The organism is Dyella japonica A8 (genome assembly GCF_000725385.1).
Lineage (GTDB): Bacteria > Pseudomonadota > Gammaproteobacteria > Xanthomonadales > Rhodanobacteraceae > Dyella > Dyella japonica_C.
Genome location: NZ_CP008884.1, coordinates 839,981 through 860,417, shown reverse-complemented (window position 1 = coordinate 860,417; position 20,437 = coordinate 839,981). Strand labels below are relative to the sequence as shown.

Genomic DNA, 20,437 nt, shown 5'->3' with positions numbered 1-20,437 from the left:
ATCCCGACAAAGCCCCGCATGGCACCACCAGAGAGAACCATGACGCCAACCCTGCTGCGTATCGCCACCCGCAAGAGCGCGCTCGCCCTTTGGCAGGCCGAACACGTCGCCGCGGAACTGCGCGCGGTCCATCGGGGGTTGATCGTGGATCTGGTCCCGCTGTCGACGCGAGGTGATGAAATCCTCGACCAGCCGCTCGCCACCATTGGCGGCAAGGGCCTGTTCCTGAAGGAGCTGGAGGTCGCGATGCTGGAAGGCCGCGCCGACCTGGCCGTGCATTCGCTCAAGGACGTGCCGGCCGAGCTGGAGCCCGGCTTTGCGCTACCGGCCATCCTGCCCCGCGCCGATGCGGCCGACGCCTTCGTGAGCAACGACTACGCCGACCTGGCCGCGCTGCCGCTGGGCGCGCGCGTGGGCACCTCGTCGCTGCGCCGCCAGGCGCAGCTGCGCGCCGTGCGCCCCGACCTGACCCTGCTCGACCTGCGCGGCAATGTCGGTACCCGCCTGGCCAAGCTCGACGCCGGCCATTACGACGCGATCCTGCTCGCCTGCGCCGGGCTGGAACGGCTGGGTCTGGCGTCCCGCATCCGCAACCGCCTCGCCGCACCCGACTGGCTGCCGGCGCCGGGGCAGGCCGCCATCGCCATTGAAGCCCGCTCCGACCGGCCCGAGGTGCTCGCGCTGCTGAGTGCGCTGGACGATGCCCAAACCCGCCTTGCCGTCACCGCCGAGCGCTCGATGAACCAGGCACTGGGTGGCAGCTGCACCGTGCCGGTAGGCGCCTGGTGCACCGTGACCGAACGCGGCCTGCACCTGCGCGGCATGGTGGGTGACGTCAGCAGCGGCCGCCTGCTGCAGGCCCAGGCCGAAGCGGAAGGCGACCAGGCCGAGGCGCTCGGCAAACAGGTGGCACAGGCGCTGTTCGACCTGGGCGCGGGCGCGCTGCTGGGCCGCTGACAGCAAAAGAAAGCCGCCCCGCGAAAGCCGTCGTCGACGGTTCCGCCAGGGCGGCCAAGGGTGTGCTGCGAACGCTTAGAAGTTGTAGAGCAGGTTGGTCGTCACCAGCGAATCCGTGCTTTGCGTGCCCGGCTGCACGTCGCTGTTGTAGCGCAACTGGTAGCCGAGCTTGAGCGCGACCTTCTTGGTCATGCTCACCGCCAGGCCGATGTCGTTCTGGTAGTACTTGTTGTCCGAACCCGCTTCGATCAGCAGCGTGTCTTCCAGCGCCGTATTGCTGGTGAGACGGTACTTGTAGTTGATCAGGCCACGGCCCACCGCTTCGCTCACGGTGTTCTGGCGAACCTTTTCCGACGTCGTCGTGGTGGTGCCGTCCGGGTTAGTCACCGTCACCGGCACATTTTCGTCGGCCGGGCGATAACGCTTGTAACCGGGGCCAACTTCGAACGACAGCTCGGTGCGTTCCGTCTTCAACGCCACGTAGCCGTAGCCCACCGAGATGATGCCCTGCCACAGGTTGGCGCCGAAATCGTCGTGCTCATAGCGTGCGGCGGTCACAATGTAGCTGCGCGGGTCGAGCTTGTAGCCCACCGAAGCGCCGGTGTCGTAACGGTTGGCCGTCGTGGTCAGGCGGTCAACCGTGTTGCCCTGCTGGTCCACCACTTTGACGTCGCCCTTGGAGCGCAGGCCGTTGAGGAAGAAGTTGTTCTTCCACAGGTCGTTTTCCTGGTTCAGGCCGAGCTTGGCGTTGATGTTTTCCGAGCGGGAGTTGCCGTAGGAGGAGGCGAAACCGAATTCGCCCGAACCCGTCCACCCGCCGTTGTTGGCCGGATTGGCTGGCGCATCGTCGGCCTGGGCGCCAAAACTGACCAGCGCTGCGAGCAGGGCGCCCGCCATCAGGGTCTTGTTCATGGGGATTTGTTCCTTTTTCGTTAAAAACTGTCACAGCCCGCCACCTTAACGGGGCGGATTGAACTGCCTGTGAACCGGGGCTGCGGGTATTCAGCGCAAAGGCCCGGCGGGCGCCATGGAGCCTGGCTCTAGGGGCCGCCTGGCAAGGCTGCCAGGGCTTCATCATACAAACTAAGCTCGGTCGCCATGCCCAGCGTGCAACTGATGGCCGCCACGGAGGCCAGGGCGAGCCAGCCGACGCCGAAACTCATCAGCAGCAGGGCGGCGCACGGCACCGCGTAAACCAGCAGCGCAGCCAGGAAACGTCCGGGCTGCAATTCCAGCCGACCGCGGGGCGCGATCACCCGCTGCAGGGCCGCCTGCCAGCGCAGGCTCTCCACCAGGCCACGCAGCAACGCCAGCACCAGCAGGCCGACGATCCACCCGGTCGGGTGCAGTCCATCCTCACTGACGCCCTGGCCCGCGGCGCAGAGCCAAAGCCACAGGCCGCCGCCGTAGGTGGCCGACACCACGCGGCTCAGCGGCAACTGCGTGGCGAGATGATGATCCATGTCCGGTGCCTGCCGCCGGGCGTCGGCGTAGGCGGTGAGGATCAGGCTGCACAGGCTGCACAGCGCCATGGCCGCGCCAGACAGGCGCGTGGCCCAGAACGAATTGTCGCCGCGCGCAAGGCCCGCCACCGCCAGCACCGGCAAGCCGCAGGCAAGCGCGATAAGCGCGTCGCGCGTGGGCCGTGAGCCTTTGACGATGATCCAGCCATGCCAGTGCGGCATCCAGCGTGAGTGGGCGCAGGCGGCAAGCAGGCCCACGGCCACCAGCAGCGTACCCAGCGCAATCGGCACCAGCACGCCCCCACGGCCGTCGGCATACACGCCGATGGCCAGGGCAAGCCCAAGCACCATCCACAGGCCAAAACCGTCGTAGCCGGCGACATGGAGCAAGGTGGCGGCGAGCGGACGGGGGCGCGCCCTGGCAGGGCGCTGTCCGTCGCCCGTGGTGGCATGCCTTTGCAAGGTATGGCGCGGTTTCATGAGTGTGGCGTCTTTTGTACGTGAAGAGGGGATCACGCGCACGTGACCGTGGCGTGGTCTTGCTGAATATCACCATCTGGTGGACTTGCGACTGGCGCCGGCCGTGCGCATGCTACGCGGAGCCAGCCGTCGAAAGTGATTTCATGGATCGTTACGAGCGCATTCTGACCTTGCACCGACTGCTCAAGTCGGCGCACTACCCCGTGCCTCTGCCTCGCCTGATGGACGAGCTGGAGTGCTCGCGAGCGACGCTTTACCGCGACGTGGCCTTCCTGCGCGACGCGCTGGGCGCGCCCATCGAGAGCGCGGGCGGCGAACACGCCGCGTTCCGCTATGCCGTGGGTGAAGGCGAACGCTTCGAACTGCCTGGCTTGTGGCTCACCTCCGATGAACTGGCTGCGTTGCTTGCCCTCAACGAGCTGATCGGACGCAGCGGCCCGGGTGTACTTGCGGGTGCGCTCGCGCCGTTCAAGGCGCGCATCGAACACCTGCTGTCCGACCAGGGTACCGGCAAGACATTGCCGATCGAACGCATCCGCGTCATTGCGTGGGGCGAGCGCAAGCTCGACCAGCAGGTGTTCCGCGTGGTGGCCGGCGCGGTGCTTGAACGCAAGCAGCTGCGCTTCCGCTATCGCGCGCGCACCACGAATTCCGATAGCCATCGCCGCGTGTCGCCACAGCGCCTCACGCACTACCGCGATAACTGGTATCTGGACGTGTGGGATCACGACCGCGAGGCGTTGCGCAGCTTCGCCGTGGACCGCATCGCCGAGCCGCAGGCGCTCGACGAGCCCGCCCGTGACGTGCCCGAGCAGGAACTCAACGACGCGCTCGCCTCCAGCTACGGCATCTTCGCCGGCAAGCCCAAGGCCTGGGCCACGCTGCGCTTCTCGCAGCATGCCGCGCGCTGGGTGGCGGACGAGCACTGGCACTCGCAGCAGAAGGGCGAGTGGCTGCCGGACGGCCGCTACGAATTGCAGGTGCCCTATTCCAATTCCAAGGAACTGCTGATGGACGTGCTCAAGTACGGCCCGGATGCGGAAGTGGTGGCGCCGTTGTCGCTGCGGGAGGAAATGAAGATCCAGCTGCAGCTGGCGCTGGGTGGCTATCAGTGAGAGAAACGAGTAAACAGAAGTGAATGGCAAGGGAAAGCGCTGACGCTCCCTCGCGCTACTCACTCCTCTCCACTCGTTTCTCGTTATGCCGCTCATGAGCGCCACTGATACCGCCGATCCCTCAACGCTGCCCGCCAAAGCCGCCGCCACGAAGAAACCGACCGTCGCTCTCGCGCTTGGTTCCGGGGGAGCCAAGGGATTGGCGCATATCGGCGCGATCGAGGAAATCGAAGCGCAGGGCTACCAGATCGTCGCCATTGCCGGCACCTCCATGGGCGCGCTCATCGGCGGCATCTACGCCATGGGCAAGCTGGCCGTGTACCGCGACTGGGTCTGCTCGCTCGCCAAGATGGATGTGCTCAAGCTGGTCGACTGGACGCTGTCCGGTGGCGGCCTCATCAAGGGCGAGCGCATCATCGAGACGATGCGTGGCCTGATCGGCGACGCCGCCATCGAAGACCTGCCGCTGGCCTATACCGCCGTGGCGACCGACCTGGACCGCGAGCGCGAGGTGTGGCTCACACGTGGCCCGCTGTTCGACGCAATCCGCGCCTCCATCGCCATTCCCACCCTGTTCCGCCCTCACGTCCTGTCCGAGCGCCGGCTGATCGACGGCGGCCTGCTCAATCCCGTGCCGGTGACGCCACTGATCCGCGAACCCGCGGACTACCTGTTCGCGGTAAGCATGGACGGCCCACCCGACGCGGGCACACCGGACGTCGTGCCGGCCACGCCAACGGAAAACCCCGACAGCTACCGTTCGCGCATCGGCGAGTTCATCGGCAAGCTGGTGCCGCACGGCGCCGAGAAGTCGCGCGAGCCGGGCATGCTCGAATTGCTCATGCAGTCGATGGACCTGATGCAGGCCAATCTTTCGCGCCTGCGCCTGGCGGCCTACGAGCCGGATCTGTTGATCCGGATGCCGCGCAACGTCGCCACGGTCTATGAGTTCTACCGCGCCGCCGAACTGATCGAGATGGGTCGCCAGCAGGCACGCCAGGCGCTGTCGAACTGGCAGCCCACCCGCGCCGCGCTGTTCACCGGCCGGCCGTGAATCGTCAGTACGCGTATTCCTTCAACAGCGCATCGAGATAGCACTTCAGCGCCACGGCGTTGTTGTGTTCTTCGTCGTGCGCGCCGAACAGCAGCGTGACGCGATGGCGAGAGGCCTGCGTGAGCAAAGGACGCCAATATTCGCCGGACGCATCAAGCTCGGATGCGTAGCGATGGCGGAAACACTCCCAGCGTGCGGGGTCATGCCCAAACCATTTGCGCAGCGCCGTGGAAGGAGCGAGCTCCTTGCTCCATGCGTCGAGCGCGGCGTCATCCTTCTTCAGGCCGCGTGGCCACAAGCGATCCACCAGGACGCGATAACCATCGCTCTGGGCGGCGGGTTCATAAATGCGCTTAACGGCAATGCTCATGGGTGGGCGGCCTCCCGGAGCTGAGAATCATCAGCATACGCCGATGAAGGCCGCGTTGAAGCCATCTTGCCTTTTTGTAGGAGCGCACGTGTGCGCGACCACGGCTCAGCAGCGGATGCCGCGGTCCATGTCTTTGTCGCCAGGCGCTCTTGCGCCTCCGCTCCGTAGGCTTGTCGCGCACACGTGCGCTCCTACACGGGGAGGCGCGGTGATCAGATCTCTTCGACCTGGGTCACCTTGCCGCGACGCATGAGCCATGCGACGCCGCGCAGGTCGGCAATGCCCACCCACAGGCGATCGAGCATGCCGTACTTGGAGGTGCCCGCCGTACGCGGTCGGTGGCCCACCGGCACGCTGGTGCTCTGGAAGCCCGCGCGCTTGACCAGCGCCGGCAGGTAGCGGTGCATGTGGTCGAAGTAGGGCAGGCGCATGAACACGTCGCGATCAAACAGCTTCAGGCCGCAGCCGGTGTCGGGCGTGGAATCCTGGAGCATGCGCGAGCGCACCGCGTTGGCGATCTTGGAGGAAATGCGCTTGTTGAAGCTGTCGCGGCGCGTGGTGCGCCAACCGGCGAAGAGACGCACGTTCTGCGCCGACTTGTCCCGCTCGGCGAGCAGCTTGGGGATATCGGCCGGGTCGTTCTGGCCGTCGCCGTCCAGCGTGGCGATCCACGGCGAACGGGCGGCGCGCACGCCGTTCCACACCGCCGTGCTCTGCCCGCTGCGGGTCAGGTGGCGGACGATGCGCAGTTCCGGGTACTTGGGCTTCTCCGCGGCCAGCACGGCCACGCTGTCGTCACTGGAGTCGTCGTCCACGTACACGACTTCGAAGTCGACCTTGCCGCGCAGGGCGTTGGCGATTTCGGCGAGCAGCGGCGGGATGTTGTCGCGCTCGTTGAAGACAGGCACGACGACGGACAGTTGGGGCATGGGGAGAGCCTTGGCTTGAACAGGGGGCGCGGGGCGCCAGGGCGTCATTCTAGTGGGTGGAGGGCGTGGCGTCAGGGGCAAGGGGGTGGCGACGCTGTCGCGGCGGGGTTTGTGCTGGTCGGCGGGAGCCTACTTATCGGCCCTCCAGGCGGGTGGCGTGTGCCGTTTTCTGGGGCGCCAAGGGGGAGTGAAGGGGGCGTTGCCAACCTAGCCCCACCGCTTCATTCTTTAGCCGTCATCCCTGCGGAGGCAGGAGGCGCTTTTCAACAGCCGTATGGCTGGTCATCCAGTGACTTTGCTCTTGGCCTCCGGTTGCCGTGATTCCGCGACCTGGCCGCTTACGCAGCGGGCGTTTTGACCTTCTGCCGAAGGCCGAGTCACTTTTCTTTTGCTGGCCCAAAAGAAAAGTAACCCAAAGAAAATGGCCTTGAGAGCCAGAGCTGGCAGCATTTCGTGGGGATAAGCCTGAACGCCTGAGGCAAGTTGTTGGCCGGCAACCTCCGCCTCTACACAGCGGATACCTCCAAGCGCTTCGCAACGCGCCCTAGCGATGAGGACTTAAAGCAGCGCCTCGCTGCGCTTTGGCGTGGTCGGAACCCTCACGGACGCTCCCACAGGGGACTCGCCACTTTGGATGCTCCGCCGTGGGCCCGAGTTCTTGCTTCGACTTTTGGCTTTTAGCTTTTAGCTTTGGCTTTTGACCTACCAGGTCCCCGTATGACGCGGCGGGCGGGTGGAGATCAGGCCCCGCAGGGGTGCCAGGGAGGGATCCCTGGCACTTTTCGTCGGGGCAGGATGCCCCGTCGAAAAGCCCGGAACCCGACCGCGAACCTTCCGGGCAACGCCCGGAAGGCGCGTCATCCGGGGGGCCCTTTCTTTTGGTTACTTTCGACGCGAAGCTAGTCCCCGTGGGATCTTTTGGGCAAGCAAAGAAAAGTGACCCGGCCTCCGGCAGGAGGTCGGAACGCCCGCCGCGTAGGCGGCCAGATCGCGGAAAGGCTCGAGGCGACAACCGACCACTACCGCTACTAGATCCCGGCCCTTGCCCCCTTTTCGGGGTGCGCCGAGATGACGGCTAAAGAACGAAGCCCAGGGCCAGGTGGCACCCGTCACCCCAACCCTTCCCCCAAACAGGAAAGAGCGCGGCGTCTGCCGCACAGACGCACACCCCAGCAAACCAAACCACCGAAGACAAACCAGCGAAAACCCGCCTTAGCGAATCTTCCCCAGAATCCCATCCAGCTCATCGTTGCTGTGATAGTGGATCACCAACTTACCCTTGCCCCCGCGCCCCTGCGCCAACTCCACGCGAGTGGCAAAACGCTCGCCCAGTTCGCGCTCCAGCGCATCGACGTTCGGATCACGGGCCGGCGCATGCTTGGCCTTGCCCTTGGGCGCGGTCTGCGCGCGGCGGGCGTGCTCTTCCAGCTCGCGCACGCTCCAGCCATGACGCGACGCTTCCAGCGCCAGGCCTTCGGCCATGCTTTCGGGCAGGGTGATAAGGCAACGCGCGTGGCCCATCTCCAGCTTGCCTTCGTCGAGCAGGCGCTTGATGGACACCGGCAGTTCGGTCAGGCGCAGCAGGTTGGACACCGCCGCACGCGAACGGCCCACCGCATCGGCCGCCTGCTGGTGGGTCAAGTCGAAATCGTCGATCAGGCGCTTGAGCGCGTCGGCTTCTTCGAGCGGAGTAAGGTCCTGGCGCTGGATGTTCTCGATCAGCGCCATGGCCGGCACGGCCACTTCGGGGACGTCCTTCACCAGCGCGGGCAGCTCGGAGAGCTGCGCGCGCTGCGCGGCGCGCCAGCGGCGTTCGCCGGCGATCAGCTCGAACTGGTTCTTGCCGATCTCGCGCACCACCACCGGCTGGATAAGACCCTGCGCGCGGATGGAGGCAGCCAGTTCGTCCAGGGCTTCATCGTTCCAATGGCGACGCGGCTGGTATTTGCCGGGCTGGATGTGCTGGATCGGCAGCGTGCGCAGCTCGCCTTCCTGCTCCAGTACCGTCGGCTTGCCGGGTTCGTCCGACCCGCCCAGCAACACGTCGAGCCCGCGTCCCAGGCCCCGTTTTTTCGCAGCGGACATGCTTACTCCTGATGAACGTCGACGACGTCGTCGAGCGTCTCGTCTGAATCGGCGTGCAGCATCGGCGTGACCACGTCGTTCGTTTCCTGCGAGGCGGCATTCAGGCCGCGCTCGCGACGGATCATTTCGCCGGCCAGCCCGATATAGGCGATGGCGCCGCGCGAACTGCGGTCATACAGATGGATCGGCTGCCCATGGCTGGGCGCCTCGGCCAGACGCACGTTGCGCGGAATGATGGAGCGCAGCACCTTGTCGCCGAAATGCGTGGTGAGCTGCGCGGATACTTCGTTGCCCAGGTTGTTGCGCACGTCGTACATGGTGCGCAGCAGGCCTTCGATTTCCAGCGTGGGATTCAGGCGCTGGCGCACGGCCTTCACCGTGTCGAGCAGGCTGGAAAGGCCTTCCAGTGCGAAGTATTCGCACTGCACCGGGATCAGCAGGCCGTTCGCCGCCGCCAGCGCATTGAGCGTCAGCAGATGCAGCGACGGTGGGCAGTCGATGAGGATGATGTCGTAGCGATCGGTGACTTTCGCGAGCGCGTCCTTGAGACGGCTTTCGCGTGCGATCGCGTCCATCAGCTTCAGCTCGGCGGCGGTGAGGTCACCGTTGCCGGGCAGCAGGTCGTAGTTCGCCTCGGTCTTGAGGATGGCCTGCTCGATCGGCGCCTCGTCCAGCAGGACTTCACAGCCATTGGGCTTGGCCACGCGCTTGTCCACGCCCGAGGCCATGGTCGCGTTGCCCTGCGGATCGAAGTCGACGAGCAGCACCTTGCGCTTGGCAGCAGCCAGCGCGGCGGCGAGATTGACGGCAGTCGTTGTTTTGCCGACGCCGCCCTTCTGGTTGGCGACAGCGATGATGCGGGCCATGTGTCGTCGAGACCGTGAACGAGTGAAAGGGGGCTAGATTAGCAGCCTGATCAAGCGGCTGTCCGGCCCAACACGACGAGATGGCGCTCGCCGCCCACGTCGGGCACGGCCAGCGTATGGATGGCGCGCACCTCGAAACCGACCGGCACGCCGGGCAATTCCTCGTCCGGATGCTTGCCCTTCATGGCGAGCCAGATGCCGTCCTTGGTCAAAAGGTGACCACCCCAGGCCAACATGTCTTCAAGACTGGCAAAGGCGCGGGCGGTGACGCAGTCGAACTGGCCTTCCACCTCTTCCACGCGCGACTGCACGGCGCGAACGTTCTCAAGCTTGAGTGAGCGGATGGCTTCGCGCAGGAAGCGGACCTTCTTGCCATTGGAATCAACCAGCAGCACCTGGCGCTCGGGCGCGGCGATGGCCAGCGGGATGCCCGGCAGCCCCGGTCCGGTGCCGAGGTCCGCCAGCGTCTGGCCTTGCACGTACGGCAGGATGGCCAGCGAGTCGATCAGATGGCGGCTCACCATCTCGCCCGGGTCGCGGATCGCCGTGAGGTTGTAGGTGGCGTTCCAGCGCGCCAGCAGCGCCCGGTAGTCCAGCAGCCGCTCCACCGCGCCGGCCGGCAACGACACGCCAAGCGCGGCGATGCCGCGTTCCAGCCGGGTTTGCAGGTCGTGTCGGGAGCTCATGGGCGTGCCTTGGTGTGCGTGCTTGGGTCAAACGGGTTGGCAAGTATCCGGGTGTGCCGCCCTGGATGCCAGTTGGAACGCCCTTGTTCGATGTGGGAGCGCACCCTGTGCGCGACAGACATCATCGTGAACGTTCAGTCGCGCACAGGGTGCGCTCCCACAGAAAAGCTGGCACGGATAAAGAAAAAGCCCGCCGGAGCGGGCTTCAAGGGTCTCCCCTGGGGCGGGTGCTCTTAGGCCACCTTCGCCCGGACCTGTCCGGCAGCACTCCGGATCAGGCAAATTCCAGTTCCACCCGCGTCACCATCATGCCGCGCTCGCGCAGGGCGCCATTCATGCTCTGCTTCAGACGCGAGCCGAGGTCGCGACGATCGGCATTGAACGCCTCCGGCTCATCGCGCAGGGCCGCCAGGGCACCGCCGCGGATCAGCTGGTCGGCCTGGTCGATCACCGCATCGGCACGCTCGGGCTCCAGCACCTGCCAATACACCGTGCCGCGCACATCGTGGGCGTTGGGCAGCAGTTCCTCGAAGCGCAGCACCTGGCCGCTGAGGTTGATGCGGTGCTCCACACGGTCGATCAGCGGGAGGGCCATATGGGTACCCGGCTGCAACAGGCGGAACGGCCTGCCCCTGCGGTAGAGGCTATGCACCTGGTCGGCCGGCACACGCTTGATCGCGGTAGCGAACGTCGCGATCAGCGCCAGGACAACGAGAGTAATCAGGGCATTCATAATAATGAATACAACGAGTTATATGTGTTTTCTTCGCAAAGAGCTGTAGGTTGATAGTACAGCCGGTTGCACCCCTTTGGATTAATCCTTATTTAACGGCAATCTAAGATTGTTTTACAACCAGTCATTTGGCCTAACTTGCTGATTCTGTGAACCCGGCGGCAGGCACGGATGGGGATGCATCGATCCTGCCATCCGTGCCGCCACCGCCGGATTCCCCCTACTTCAATGGGGTTAACGGCCGGGGCGGCCGGTGGCTTGAGCCTGTCCGGCGTGGTGCGGCGACCAAGGGGTGCGAAGTCCCAAAAGAAACGTCATCCCAGCGAAAGCTGGGATCCAGTGACTTTTCGACACGAAGTCAAAGACGCTGGATCCCAGCTTTCACTGGGATGACGAAGGGGAAAGCCTAAGGGCGGCAAAAAAAGAGCCGCCTGATGCGGCGGCCCTTTCAACGATCAGAACTTGCCGGCGCGGAAGTCGGCGATGGCCTGATGGATCTCTTCCGGCGTGTTCATCACGAACGGTCCATAGCGGGTCACCGGCTCGTTGAGCGGATGACCGGCGACCAGCAGCACGCGCGCCGCTGTGTCGCGGCCGGCAATGCGCAGCTCGCCGCTGCGCGAGAGCACCGCCAGCTCGCTGCGGGCCAGGGGCTCACCCGCGACCTCGGCCTCCTGGCCATCGAATACGTAGGCGAAGCCAGCGTGGCCTTCGGGCAGCGGAATCGTCACCGTTGCGCCGGGCTGCACGGCAATGTCGAGATAGATCGGCTGGGTGACGATTTCCGCCACGGGGCCGGTCACGCCATCGAATTCACCGGCAATCACCTTCACTTCCACGCCTTCCGCCGGACGCGCGACCGGAATGCGTTCCGGACCGATGTCCTGGTAGCGCGGCGCGATCAACTTTTCCTTGGACGGCAGGTTCACCCACAGCTGGAAACCCCACATCAGGCCGTCTTCCTGCTCGGGCATTTCCGAATGCAGGATGCCGCGGCCGGCAGTCATCCACTGCACGCTGCCCGGCACCAGGTCGCCGCTGTTGCCGTGGTTGTCGCGGTGCTTCATATGGCCCGCGAGCATGTAGGTCACGGTTTCGAAGCCGCGATGCGGATGCTCGGGGAAACCCGCGATGTAATCACCCGCCTGGTCGGACCGGAACTCGTCCAGCAAAAGGAACGGATCGAGCATGTCCAGGCCAGGCTGGCCGATGATGCGCTTGAGCCGCACGCCCGCACCATCGGACGTATCGACGCCGCGGATGCGGCGGAGAATGCTGCGCTCAGTCATGGCTGTCTCCAGTAAGTGGACTGCTCATCATGATGGCGCTGCGGCGGTCCGTACCCAAGACGCGCCGGTGGAACGGATTGTTCGCTTAAAGCGAGAAGTGAGTGAAGGCGCGCCCTGAACTCTCGTTTCTGGCGCCTCTTCACCCACGCCTGCTCTCAATGCACCCAATGCCCGCTGCGTTGGCGTGGCGGCGTGGCCTGCAGATCCTTCTCCTCTGCCGGACGCACGGCGGCCTCGATCTCCACCTCGGTCACCGGGTGTTCGTTCCAGTAATGGTTCACCGCATTGAGCACGCCCGGCACCTGCGCCAGGCATTCGTCGTATTCCTCGTCGCTGAGCTTCTCGAACTCCGCGTCCGCGCTGAGGATGCCTTCGTCCACCGCCAGCGCCATCACCGGCCCGAGCATTTCCATCAGCTGCGGGTCGTCCGCCAGACGCTTTTCCCACAGGCCCGCGCGCAGGTCGATGCCGCGGCTGAAGCCCTCGCACCAGCCGGCGGCGGAAAGTACCGGGCCGGTTTCCGTGTCCACCTCGCCCAGGATGGGCTCATACGCGTCGACGTCGAGTTCGGCGCTGATCGAATCGTTGAGCTTGGCCAGCAGCGCCAGCACGCGATTGCCTTCGGATTCGTCGGTGAAGGGTTCGTGCAGCACTTCCGGCAGCCATTCTTCGGGCAGCACCTGCATGGGGCCCACGGCGAGTGCGGAAAGCAGCCCATGCACCCCGTCGAGCAGCAGGTCGCCCTCGCCGACGTGGCCGCGCAGGTATTGGTCCAGTTCCTCGAGTTCGTCGTCGCCTAGCGAACTGGGCCATTCGGTCTTCGGTGTATTCATCAGCTGCCTGTTGACGGTGTTGCCGTGTTTCTTAGATATCCAGATCAACCGTTACCGGCGTGTGATCGGAAGGACGTTCCCACGTGCGTGGCGTACGGTCGATGGTGGCCGCTTTTGCGGCGGATTTCAGGGCATCGCCGATCAGGATCAGGTCGATGCGCAAACCCATGTTGCGCCGGAACGCACCCTGGCGATAGTCCCACCAGCTGTAGTGTTCACCCGCCGGTTCGAACAGCCGGAAGCTGTCGTGCAGGCCAAGATCGGTGATGCGCTTGAGCGCTTCGCGCTCCGGCGGCGAGCACAGGATGTCCTCGCCCCAGGCGACCGGGTCGTACACGTCGCGGTCGTCCGGCGCGATGTTGAAATCGCCCAGCACCACGAGGTTGGGATGGCGTTCGTGCTCGCGTGCGAGGAACTCGCGCATCTTCGCCAGCCAGTCCAGCTTGTACGCGTATTTCTCGTCGCCCACGGCCTTGCCATTGACCACGTAAAGATCGACCACGCGCACGCCGCCGATGGTGGCGGCGAGAATGCGTCGCTGCGGGTCGTCCAGGTTCGGGATGTCGGTGACGACATCCTCGAATTCGCTATGCGCGTCGGCGCGCGCCAGCAGGGCGACACCGTTGTAGGTCTTCTGGCCGGAGAACACCGCCCGATAACCGGCGGCCGCCAGTTCATCGACCGGGAACTTGGCGTCCTCCAGCTTGGTTTCCTGCAGCGCCACCACGTCCGGTCGGGCGTCGGCCAGCCACTGCGTGAGGTGCGGCATGCGCACCTTGAGCGAGTTCACGTTCCACGAGGCGATTTTCATGGGGACATTGTAAGCGATGAGCAAAAGGACACCGCCGCCCGGAGGCGGCGGTGTGGCTCAGGCCAGGCCGTGGCTCTTCAGCAAGGCCTCCGGCTCCGGTGCGCGGCCACGGAAGGCGATGAAGCTTTCAATGGCGGGGCGGCTGGCGCCGACGGAAAGGACTTCCTTGCGGAAGCGGTCACCGGTGGCCCGGTCGATCACGCCATGCGCCTCGAACTCGCCGAAGGCATCGGCGCTGAGCAGTTCGGCCCACAGGTAGCTGTAGTAACCCGCCGCATAACCGCCCGCGAAGATGTGCGAGAACGCGTGCGGGAAGCGCTGCCAGGCCGGCGGATGCAGCACGGCCACGTCGTGGCGCACTTCTTCCAGCACTTCCATGGTGCGCGCGCCCTGGGCCGGGTCGTATTCCAGGTGCAGCAGGAAGTCGAACATGCCAAATTCAAGCTGGCGCACCAGGAACAGGCCGGCGTGGAAATGGCGTGCCGCCAGCATGCGCTGGAACAGCTCATCGGGCAGGCGCTCGCCGGTTTCGTAGTGGTGCGCGAACAGGTCGAGCGCTTCGCGGTTCCAGCCGAAGTTCTCCATGAACTGGCTGGGCAGTTCCACCGCATCCCATTCCACGCCGTCGATACCGCCGATGGACGGCAGCGCGATCTCGGTCAGCAGGTGGTGCAGGCCGTGGCCGAATTCATGGAAGAGGGTGAGCACGTCATCGTGCGTGAGCAGGGCGGGGCGGCCTTCGGTGGGCGGCGCGAAGTTGCAGGTGAGGAAGGCCACCGGCAGTTGTTCTTCGTCGCCGTCGCGGAAGCGGGCGCGGCACACGTCCATCCAGGCGCCGCCACGCTTGCCGGTGCGCGCGTACAGGTCCACATAGGCGCCGGCGAACACGCGGCCATCGGCATCGCGCACGTCGTAATAGCGCACGTCCGGATGCCACGTGTCCACGTCATCGCGCACGCTCAGCGTGATGCCGTAAAGACGCTGGGTAAGGCCGAACAGGCCCTCGATCACCGCCGGCAGCGGGAAGTACGGCTTGAGCTGTTCTTCGTCGAGGTCGTACTCGCGCTGACGCAGCTTCTCCGATGCGTAGCCGACGTCCCACGATTCGAGGTTGTCGAGCTTCAGCTCCGTGGTGGCGAACTCGCGCAGATGATTGAGTTCCCTGCGCGCCACGGGCTTGGCGCGGTTGGCGAGGTCGTGCAGGAACTCCATCACCTCGGTGGGCGAGCCGGCCATCTTGGTGGCCAGCGATTCCTCGGCCGCGTTGTTGAAGCCAAGCAGGCGCGCCGCTTCGTAACGCAGGGCCATGATGCGTTCGATGCGTTCGCTGTTGTCGTACTTGCCCGCCTGCGGGCCCTGGTCGGACGCGCGCGTCTGGTAAGCCCAGTACACGCGTTCGCGCAGGCCGCGGTTGTCGGCGTAGGTGAGCACGGCCTGCACACTCGGCTGCTTGAGCGTCACCAGGTAGCCATCGAGCTTCTGCTCCTTGGCGTACTGCCGCAGCACGGCGCGGCCGGATTCGGGGATGCCGGCGAGGTCGCGCTCATCGGTGATGTGCTCGTGCCAGGCGTCGGTGGCATCGAGCACGGCATTGGAAAACTCGGTGGAGAGGCGGCTCAGTTCCACGCCGATCTCGCGGTACCGGGTGCGCGCCGGTTCTTCCAGCGCGACGCCGGACAGGCGGAAGTCGCGCAGCGCGTGTTCCACCAGGGCGCGCTCGGGGCGCGACAGGCCGGCAAACGCCGGCGCGTCGGCCAGGGCCTGCACGGCCTGATACAGCGCACGGTTCTGGCCGACTTCAATGGCGTGCTCGGTGAGCTTTTCCTCCGCTGGGCCGTAGACCTCACGCAAGGCTTCGCTGTCCGCCACCGCATGCAGGTGGCCCACCGGCGCCCAGGCACGCGCCAGCTGCTGGTCCAGCCGTTCCTGGGTGAGCATGACGCTCGCGAAATCGTGCGGTGCGCCAGGTTGGGTCAACGCGTCGATGCCGGCGCGGTAGTCGGCCAGCAGGGTGTCGATGGCGGGGGTGACGTGCTCGGGGCGGATCTGCGAAAACGCCGGCAGCGTGTCGTCGGCCAGCAGCGGATTGTTCGGTTCCATGGTGTCTCCTGAATGCCCTGCCAGCGTGGCGACCCGATGGGTCGAAATCAAGCCGCCGTCACGTCGCTTCACTGACTATTTGTCATATCCCGGACCCATCATCCCGCGCCATGTCCAAGCCCGATTTTTCCGCCCTGTTGCGTCGAAGCGACGTGTTCGGGCACCTCGGGGACGAGGCGCTGGCCGCACTGGTTCCTGAACTGCAATGGTTTTCCCTGCCCGGCGGCCGCACCCTGTTCAAGCAGGGCGACCCCGCGGATGCGCTGTACTTCGTCGTCAGCGGCAGTCTTGGCGTATTCGCGGGGCCCACCGAATGGGTGCGCCTGGTGGCGGCCGGGGACAGCATCGGCGAGATCGGCCTGATCACCGGCGAGGCGCGCCATCACACGGCACGGGCACTGCGCGACAGCGAACTGCTGCGCCTGGACCTGGCCACCTACGAGGCGCTGACCCAACGCCACCCGCAGGCCATGCTGGGGGTGGCCCGGGTCGCCATTGGCCGCCTGCAGGAGCGCCTGCGCGGCGACGAAAGCCCCGGCATTGCCCGCACGTTCGCCCTGCTGCCCGCCAGCCCCGACGTACCCGCCCGCTCGCTCGCCATGCAGCTGGCGATGGAACTGGAGCACTGGGGCAGCTGCGCCGTGATCGATGCGGAGCATGGTGCGGGACGCGGCAGCGACTGGTTTGCCGAGCGCGAGGCGCAGGCGCGCTTCGTGATCTACCTGGACAGCACCGGCGACAGTCTGTGGCGCGAGCGCTGCCTGCGGCAGGCGGATGTGCTGCTGTTGCCCGCGCTTGCCGCACAGCAGCCCCGGCCCTGGCCCGAGGCGATGCCGATGCACCCCTCGCGCGCCGGCCATCGCCCGCGCCACCTCATCCTGCTGCATCCAGGCCGCCAGCCGGCGCTGGGCGCGGCGAAACGCTGGCGGGCGGAGTTCAGCGGCGAACTGCACCACCATCACGTAGGCGGCCGTGCGGACATCGCGCGGCTAGCCCGCGTGATCAGTGGCAATGCACGTGGACTGGTGCTGGCCGGCGGCGGCGCCCGTGGCGTGGCCCATCTGGGCGCGCTGCGTGCACTGCACGAGGCCGGCCACACCTTCGACGCCGTGGGAGGCACCAGCATCGGCGCGATCATCGGCGCCAGCGTGGCGGCGGGCTGGGAACTGGATGCCACCATCGACACGCTTCGGCGGGCGTTCGTGCAAGGCCGCCCGCTATCGGACTGGACGGTACCCATCGTGGCGCTGACGCGAGGCAAGCGCGCGGCATTGATGCTGCGCCGCGCATTCGGCGCGCTGGATATCGAAGACCTGACGCTACCGTTCTTCTGCGTGTCCACCTGCCTGTCGGGCGACGGCATGATGGTCCATCGCGACGGCCCGCTGTGGTTGTGGCTGCGTGCTTCCAGCGCCATTCCCGGCGTGCTGCCGCCGGTGCTTCACCACGGCCGCGTATTCGTGGACGGCGCGCTGGTCGACAACCTGCCCACCGACGTGATGGCGGACGATGGCCTGGCGCACATCACCGCCATCGATATCCGCGCGGAAATCTCCCTGCTCACCACCGCCGAGGAGTTCGCCACGCCACCGTGGTGGCAGTTGCTGCTGGGGCGACAGAACATCCAGCGGCCCGGGCTGGTGTCCACCCTGGTACGCGCCGCCATGGTCAACAGCGAAGGCCCCAGCGAACACCGCCGCGAACGCGCCGACCTGCTGCTCACGCCGCCGCTGGAACACATCGGCATGCTCGACTGGAAGGATTGGGAGCGGGCGATGGAGGCGGGGTATCTGTACACCAAGAGCGTGCTGGAGAAACAGGGCTGACCCGCCGCCTGCCATGTGGGAGCGCACCCTGTGCGCGACATGTGCATGTCAGCCTGTGGGAACGTGAGCCGCGACGGCGGAGGGATGATTCTTCGTCATCGCTCCGTCGGCTTGTCGCGCACAGGGTGCGCTCCCACAGAAGAACCTCGTGCGGGGGTACCATAGGCCCATGGATCCCATACGCAAATACAAGGGCATCTGGCCCACGCTGCACCAGCGCGTCTATGTCGACGTCGCTTCCACCGTCATCGGCGCGGTGGAGCTCCTCGACGATGTCTCCGTCTGGCCGGGCGCGGTGTTGCGCGGTGACGTGAACTTCATCCGCATCGGCGCGCGCACCAACATCCAGGACGGCGCGGTGGTGCATGTGACCCACGACGGCCCGTACACGCCGGGTGGCCAGCCGACCATCGTCGGCGAGGGCGTCACCATCGGCCATGGCGCGGTGATCCACGCCTGCACCATCGAGGACTATTGCCTCATCGGCATGCATGCCACGGTGCTCGACGGCGCGGTGGTGAAGAAGCACGGCTTCGTCGGCGCGGGCAGCGTGATCCCGCCGGGCAAGGTGGTGGGTGAAGGCGAGCTGTGGCTGGGCAATCCGGCGCAGAAGGTGCGCGTGCTGAGCGACAAGCAGATCGAGCAGCTGCACTACTCGGCCGATCACTATGTGCGCCTCAAGGACGAGTACCTCGCCACGCGATGACGGCACCGCGCCGCGTCCTGTTCCTGTGCAGCCGGAGCTGGTCGAGCTGCTGTTGAAGAAGGCAGGGCCGCTGCTGCGCTGACGCGCCTTACATCATCGAGCCGTTGCCCGCCGACTGCTGCTGCGCCTGCATGGCGGCGGCGCGGGCTTCGTCCTGGTGGATCTGGATCTGTCGCTGTGCGTCGAGCTTGCCGCCCAGCAGCGAGAGGATGTAGTTGGTCTTGTCGAACTCGCGCAGTAGCGACAGCTCGCGCTGGGCTTCGTCAAGATTGTTGTCGTTGATGGCGCGCTCCACGTCCGCCGAGGCCACCTCGAACGATTCGTGCAGCTGGTCCTGCGCGATCTTGTTCTGCGGATCGAGCTGCAGCACGCTGAGGTAGAACTCATACGCGTTGCTGCCGGCCGGCGCGACCAGGCGTTTTTCGGTCACGGCCGTCTTGGCCAGGTCGAGCAGGATGCCCACGCCGTTGTCGTCCTTGCCGCCGGCCGATGAGGCGCTGGCGACGCCGCTGCCCGTGATGCCCGGCATGCTGCCCTTCGACCAGAAGTAGGCACCGGCGCCCACGGCGACGAGCGCGACCAGAGAGACGACGACGAGCACGCGTTGGCGTGGCGCGAAGGAAGCGGAACGTGACATGGCAGCACTGCGTAGGGTGTAACCCGCACACAGGAAGGCCTGCTCCAGGCGTCCCGGCGGAACCCTGTCACATTATCGTTACATCATGTCAGCGATGTGACTCGCGCAATGCCCGGACGCATGGACGTCCGAGCATCCTGACGTTCAACTGAAGTGACCGCCGGTGATGCGGCCGTCCTTGTCCAGCTCGGCGAAATAGCGGCTGTTGTTCGAGCGGTATTCCATCGTAGCGACCGTACCCGGCATGACCAGCAGCACATCCGGATAGGCCGTACGGAACTGCTCCGGCGTGGGGTGCGTGGCAATGAAGGCGTCGAACGCCTTCATGTCGGTGACAAATCCATGCACCGGCGTGGGCGTGGCGGGCATCGAGGCCTGGCATCCACCCAGGACCACGGCGACAGCAAGAACGGCAGGGGCGATGAAGCGCTGCATGGCGTGACTCCTTGTAAGGCCGCCGCGGATTATGCACCTGCCTGCGTGAGCCCCGGCATCACAGATGGAATTCGATGCGCTGGCGCATCTGCGCCGCCACCGGCTTGCCATCCTGCATGCTGGGATTGAACTGCCAGCGCGACACCGCGCTGAGCGCCGCGCGATCAAACACATACTTGGGTTCGGCATCGGTGACCGAGGCGCCGCTGACGCTGCCATCCGCCTGCACGGTGAAGGCGACGTCCACCCAACCCTGGCGGCGCGTGCGCTTGGCTTCCGGCGGGTAGGCCGGCGCGACGCGATGCGTCAACACCGGGTCGCTGCCGCTGCTGGCATCAGCCTGCATCGTCGACGGCGCCCGCACATGCACCGCCGATTTCGGCGCGGCTTCCACCGGCGTCGATTCCACATGCAGCTGGGCAATGGCCTGCTCCGAGGGCGTCAGCGTGTTGGCGGCTCGCGTGGGTGCCATCGGCGCGGACGCCACGACAACCGTCGATGGTGCGGGAGCAACGGGCGTTGCCGGCGCCGGCGTCTTGCCGGATGGCGCCGCCGGCTCGCGATGAGCCGCCGGCGGCGGCACGGACTGCGCCGCGGCCGTGCGCTGGGCCTGCAACTTCGCACGCAGCAGGGTAAGCGTGTAGTTCCCGGGGTCGGCGCGTGTCAGCAGGTCGATCTGGCGCTGCGCTTCGGCGTCGTCGCCCGCGTCGATGGTCTGTTCCGCCGCATTGGCGGCGAACGGGAAAATTTCGCGCAGGGCATCCTGCGCCACGCGGTTGCCCGGGCTGTGCTGGAGCACGGCAAGGTAGAACTCGAAGGCGTTGTTGCCTGCGGGCGCGAGCAGGCGGTGGGCCGTCATCGCCTCGCGCGCATGCTGCAACAGTTCATCGGTGCCCAGCGTCGTGCGCACCACCGGGCCGGATGCGGCGACCACTGCTTGCACAGGCTGGTCGGCGTCACTGCCACGCCTGATCTGCCGGTAGATGAGGCCACCGGCGATCGCGAGGAGCGTGACGAGAATCGGCAAACTGTACCGGACGACACCTTGGGCACGACGACGCG

20 protein-coding genes are annotated in these 20,437 nt (G+C 66.1%); 5 read left to right on the top strand and 15 right to left on the bottom strand.

Going from position 1 to position 20,437, the window contains the following annotated elements; translation table 11 throughout:
* Window positions 1-39: 39 nt before the first annotated feature.
* Entirely contained in the window at window positions 40-957 is a 918-nt protein-coding gene (hemC, locus tag HY57_RS03565) for a hydroxymethylbilane synthase (protein ID WP_019463863.1), read from the top strand.
* Window positions 958-1,032: 75 nt separating this feature from the next.
* Here the strand turns inward: hemC and HY57_RS03560 are convergent, their stop codons facing one another.
* Window positions 1,033-1,869: a DUF481 domain-containing protein gene (locus HY57_RS03560; RefSeq protein ID WP_019463862.1), complete on the bottom strand. Its 837-nt coding sequence runs from the start codon at window positions 1,867-1,869 to the stop codon at window positions 1,033-1,035.
* Between the two features lie 128 nt (window positions 1,870-1,997).
* Window positions 1,998-2,900, bottom strand: coding sequence for a hypothetical protein (locus tag HY57_RS03555; RefSeq protein WP_019463861.1), 903 nt, complete (start codon window positions 2,898-2,900; stop codon window positions 1,998-2,000).
* Window positions 2,901-3,043: 143 nt separating this feature from the next.
* On the opposite strand from HY57_RS03555, the gene HY57_RS03550 reads away from it, so the two are divergent.
* Both HY57_RS03550 and HY57_RS03545 read left to right on the top strand, forming a co-directional pair.
* Window positions 3,044-4,015, top strand: a complete 972-nt coding sequence (locus HY57_RS03550; protein ID WP_019463860.1) for a helix-turn-helix transcriptional regulator — start codon at window positions 3,044-3,046, stop codon at window positions 4,013-4,015.
* 94 nt (window positions 4,016-4,109) lie between these two features.
* A complete protein-coding gene (locus HY57_RS03545) occupies window positions 4,110-5,069 on the top strand; it encodes a patatin-like phospholipase family protein (protein WP_038580440.1) in 960 nt (319 codons plus the stop codon).
* A gap of 4 nt (window positions 5,070-5,073) precedes the next feature.
* Here HY57_RS03545 and HY57_RS03540 read toward each other — a convergent pair whose 3' ends face one another.
* The 10 genes from HY57_RS03540 to HY57_RS03495 form a co-directional block, all read right to left on the bottom strand.
* Window positions 5,074-5,439: a DUF488 domain-containing protein gene (locus tag HY57_RS03540; RefSeq protein WP_019463858.1), complete on the bottom strand. Its 366-nt coding sequence runs from the start codon at window positions 5,437-5,439 to the stop codon at window positions 5,074-5,076.
* 212 nt (window positions 5,440-5,651) lie between these two features.
* Entirely contained in the window at window positions 5,652-6,368 is a 717-nt protein-coding gene (locus HY57_RS03535; RefSeq protein WP_019463857.1) for a glycosyltransferase, read from the bottom strand.
* A 1,212-nt stretch (window positions 6,369-7,580) separates the two neighbouring features.
* On the bottom strand, window positions 7,581-8,453 hold the full coding sequence (locus tag HY57_RS03530) for a ParB/RepB/Spo0J family partition protein (protein ID WP_019464150.1): 873 nt from the start codon (window positions 8,451-8,453) through the stop codon (window positions 7,581-7,583).
* 2 nt (window positions 8,454-8,455) lie between these two features.
* Complete coding sequence (locus HY57_RS03525; RefSeq protein WP_019464151.1) at window positions 8,456-9,319, bottom strand: ParA family protein; 864 nt, start codon at window positions 9,317-9,319, stop codon at window positions 8,456-8,458.
* Between the two features lie 50 nt (window positions 9,320-9,369).
* On the bottom strand, window positions 9,370-10,005 hold the full coding sequence (gene rsmG, locus HY57_RS03520; RefSeq protein WP_019464152.1) for a 16S rRNA (guanine(527)-N(7))-methyltransferase RsmG: 636 nt from the start codon (window positions 10,003-10,005) through the stop codon (window positions 9,370-9,372).
* 274 nt (window positions 10,006-10,279) lie between these two features.
* Entirely contained in the window at window positions 10,280-10,738 is a 459-nt protein-coding gene (locus tag HY57_RS03515) for an SPFH domain-containing protein (protein WP_019464153.1), read from the bottom strand.
* A gap of 455 nt (window positions 10,739-11,193) precedes the next feature.
* Complete coding sequence (locus HY57_RS03510; RefSeq protein ID WP_019464154.1) at window positions 11,194-12,027, bottom strand: pirin family protein; 834 nt, start codon at window positions 12,025-12,027, stop codon at window positions 11,194-11,196.
* A 155-nt stretch (window positions 12,028-12,182) separates the two neighbouring features.
* Window positions 12,183-12,860, bottom strand: coding sequence for a YecA family protein (locus HY57_RS03505; protein WP_019464155.1), 678 nt, complete (start codon window positions 12,858-12,860; stop codon window positions 12,183-12,185).
* A 31-nt stretch (window positions 12,861-12,891) separates the two neighbouring features.
* Window positions 12,892-13,671: an exodeoxyribonuclease III gene (gene xth / locus HY57_RS03500; RefSeq protein ID WP_019464156.1), complete on the bottom strand. Its 780-nt coding sequence runs from the start codon at window positions 13,669-13,671 to the stop codon at window positions 12,892-12,894.
* 57 nt (window positions 13,672-13,728) lie between these two features.
* Window positions 13,729-15,771 carry a M3 family metallopeptidase gene (locus HY57_RS03495; protein WP_019464157.1) on the bottom strand — a complete coding sequence of 681 codons (2,043 nt, stop codon included), beginning with the start codon at window positions 15,769-15,771 and terminating at the stop codon, window positions 13,729-13,731.
* A gap of 110 nt (window positions 15,772-15,881) precedes the next feature.
* Here HY57_RS03495 and HY57_RS03490 point away from each other — a divergent pair, with 110 nt between their 5' ends.
* A complete protein-coding gene (locus HY57_RS03490) occupies window positions 15,882-17,597 on the top strand; it encodes a patatin-like phospholipase family protein (RefSeq protein ID WP_019464158.1) in 1,716 nt (571 codons plus the stop codon).
* Between the two features lie 169 nt (window positions 17,598-17,766).
* On the top strand, window positions 17,767-18,303 hold the full coding sequence (locus HY57_RS03485; RefSeq protein ID WP_019464159.1) for a gamma carbonic anhydrase family protein: 537 nt from the start codon (window positions 17,767-17,769) through the stop codon (window positions 18,301-18,303).
* A gap of 88 nt (window positions 18,304-18,391) precedes the next feature.
* Here the strand turns inward: HY57_RS03485 and HY57_RS03480 are convergent, their stop codons facing one another.
* The 3 genes from HY57_RS03480 to HY57_RS03470 all read right to left on the bottom strand — a co-directional run bounded on the left by HY57_RS03480 (window position 18,392) and on the right by HY57_RS03470 (window position 20,402).
* On the bottom strand, window positions 18,392-18,940 hold the full coding sequence (locus HY57_RS03480; protein ID WP_019464160.1) for a hypothetical protein: 549 nt from the start codon (window positions 18,938-18,940) through the stop codon (window positions 18,392-18,394).
* Window positions 18,941-19,084: 144 nt separating this feature from the next.
* Window positions 19,085-19,375, bottom strand: coding sequence for a hypothetical protein (locus tag HY57_RS03475; protein ID WP_019464161.1), 291 nt, complete (start codon window positions 19,373-19,375; stop codon window positions 19,085-19,087).
* 58 nt (window positions 19,376-19,433) lie between these two features.
* A complete protein-coding gene (locus HY57_RS03470; RefSeq protein ID WP_019464162.1) occupies window positions 19,434-20,402 on the bottom strand; it encodes an energy transducer TonB in 969 nt (322 codons plus the stop codon).
* Window positions 20,403-20,437 lie beyond the last annotated feature (35 nt).

Bases quoted from the DNA above. Each gene is read 5' to 3' on its own strand.
- hemC (WP_019463863.1), top strand. From the start codon at position 40: ATGACGCCAACCCTGCTGCGTATCGCCACCCGCAAGAGCGCGCTCGCC.
- HY57_RS03560 (WP_019463862.1), bottom strand. From the start codon at position 1,869: ATGAACAAGACCCTGATGGCGGGCGCCCTGCTCGCAGCGCTGGTCAGT.
- HY57_RS03555 (WP_019463861.1), bottom strand. From the start codon at position 2,900: ATGAAACCGCGCCATACCTTGCAAAGGCATGCCACCACGGGCGACGGA.
- HY57_RS03550 (WP_019463860.1), top strand. From the start codon at position 3,044: ATGGATCGTTACGAGCGCATTCTGACCTTGCACCGACTGCTCAAGTCG.
- HY57_RS03545 (WP_038580440.1), top strand. From the start codon at position 4,110: ATGAGCGCCACTGATACCGCCGATCCCTCAACGCTGCCCGCCAAAGCC.
- HY57_RS03540 (WP_019463858.1), bottom strand. From the start codon at position 5,439: ATGAGCATTGCCGTTAAGCGCATTTATGAACCCGCCGCCCAGAGCGAT.
- HY57_RS03535 (WP_019463857.1), bottom strand. From the start codon at position 6,368: ATGCCCCAACTGTCCGTCGTCGTGCCTGTCTTCAACGAGCGCGACAAC.
- HY57_RS03530 (WP_019464150.1), bottom strand. From the start codon at position 8,453: ATGTCCGCTGCGAAAAAACGGGGCCTGGGACGCGGGCTCGACGTGTTG.
- HY57_RS03525 (WP_019464151.1), bottom strand. From the start codon at position 9,319: ATGGCCCGCATCATCGCTGTCGCCAACCAGAAGGGCGGCGTCGGCAAA.
- rsmG (WP_019464152.1), bottom strand. From the start codon at position 10,005: ATGAGCTCCCGACACGACCTGCAAACCCGGCTGGAACGCGGCATCGCC.
- HY57_RS03515 (WP_019464153.1), bottom strand. From the start codon at position 10,738: ATGAATGCCCTGATTACTCTCGTTGTCCTGGCGCTGATCGCGACGTTC.
- HY57_RS03510 (WP_019464154.1), bottom strand. From the start codon at position 12,027: ATGACTGAGCGCAGCATTCTCCGCCGCATCCGCGGCGTCGATACGTCC.
- HY57_RS03505 (WP_019464155.1), bottom strand. From the start codon at position 12,860: ATGAATACACCGAAGACCGAATGGCCCAGTTCGCTAGGCGACGACGAA.
- xth (WP_019464156.1), bottom strand. From the start codon at position 13,671: ATGAAAATCGCCTCGTGGAACGTGAACTCGCTCAAGGTGCGCATGCCG.
- HY57_RS03495 (WP_019464157.1), bottom strand. From the start codon at position 15,771: ATGGAACCGAACAATCCGCTGCTGGCCGACGACACGCTGCCGGCGTTT.
- HY57_RS03490 (WP_019464158.1), top strand. From the start codon at position 15,882: ATGTCCAAGCCCGATTTTTCCGCCCTGTTGCGTCGAAGCGACGTGTTC.
- HY57_RS03485 (WP_019464159.1), top strand. From the start codon at position 17,767: ATGGATCCCATACGCAAATACAAGGGCATCTGGCCCACGCTGCACCAG.
- HY57_RS03480 (WP_019464160.1), bottom strand. From the start codon at position 18,940: ATGTCACGTTCCGCTTCCTTCGCGCCACGCCAACGCGTGCTCGTCGTC.
- HY57_RS03475 (WP_019464161.1), bottom strand. From the start codon at position 19,375: ATGCAGCGCTTCATCGCCCCTGCCGTTCTTGCTGTCGCCGTGGTCCTG.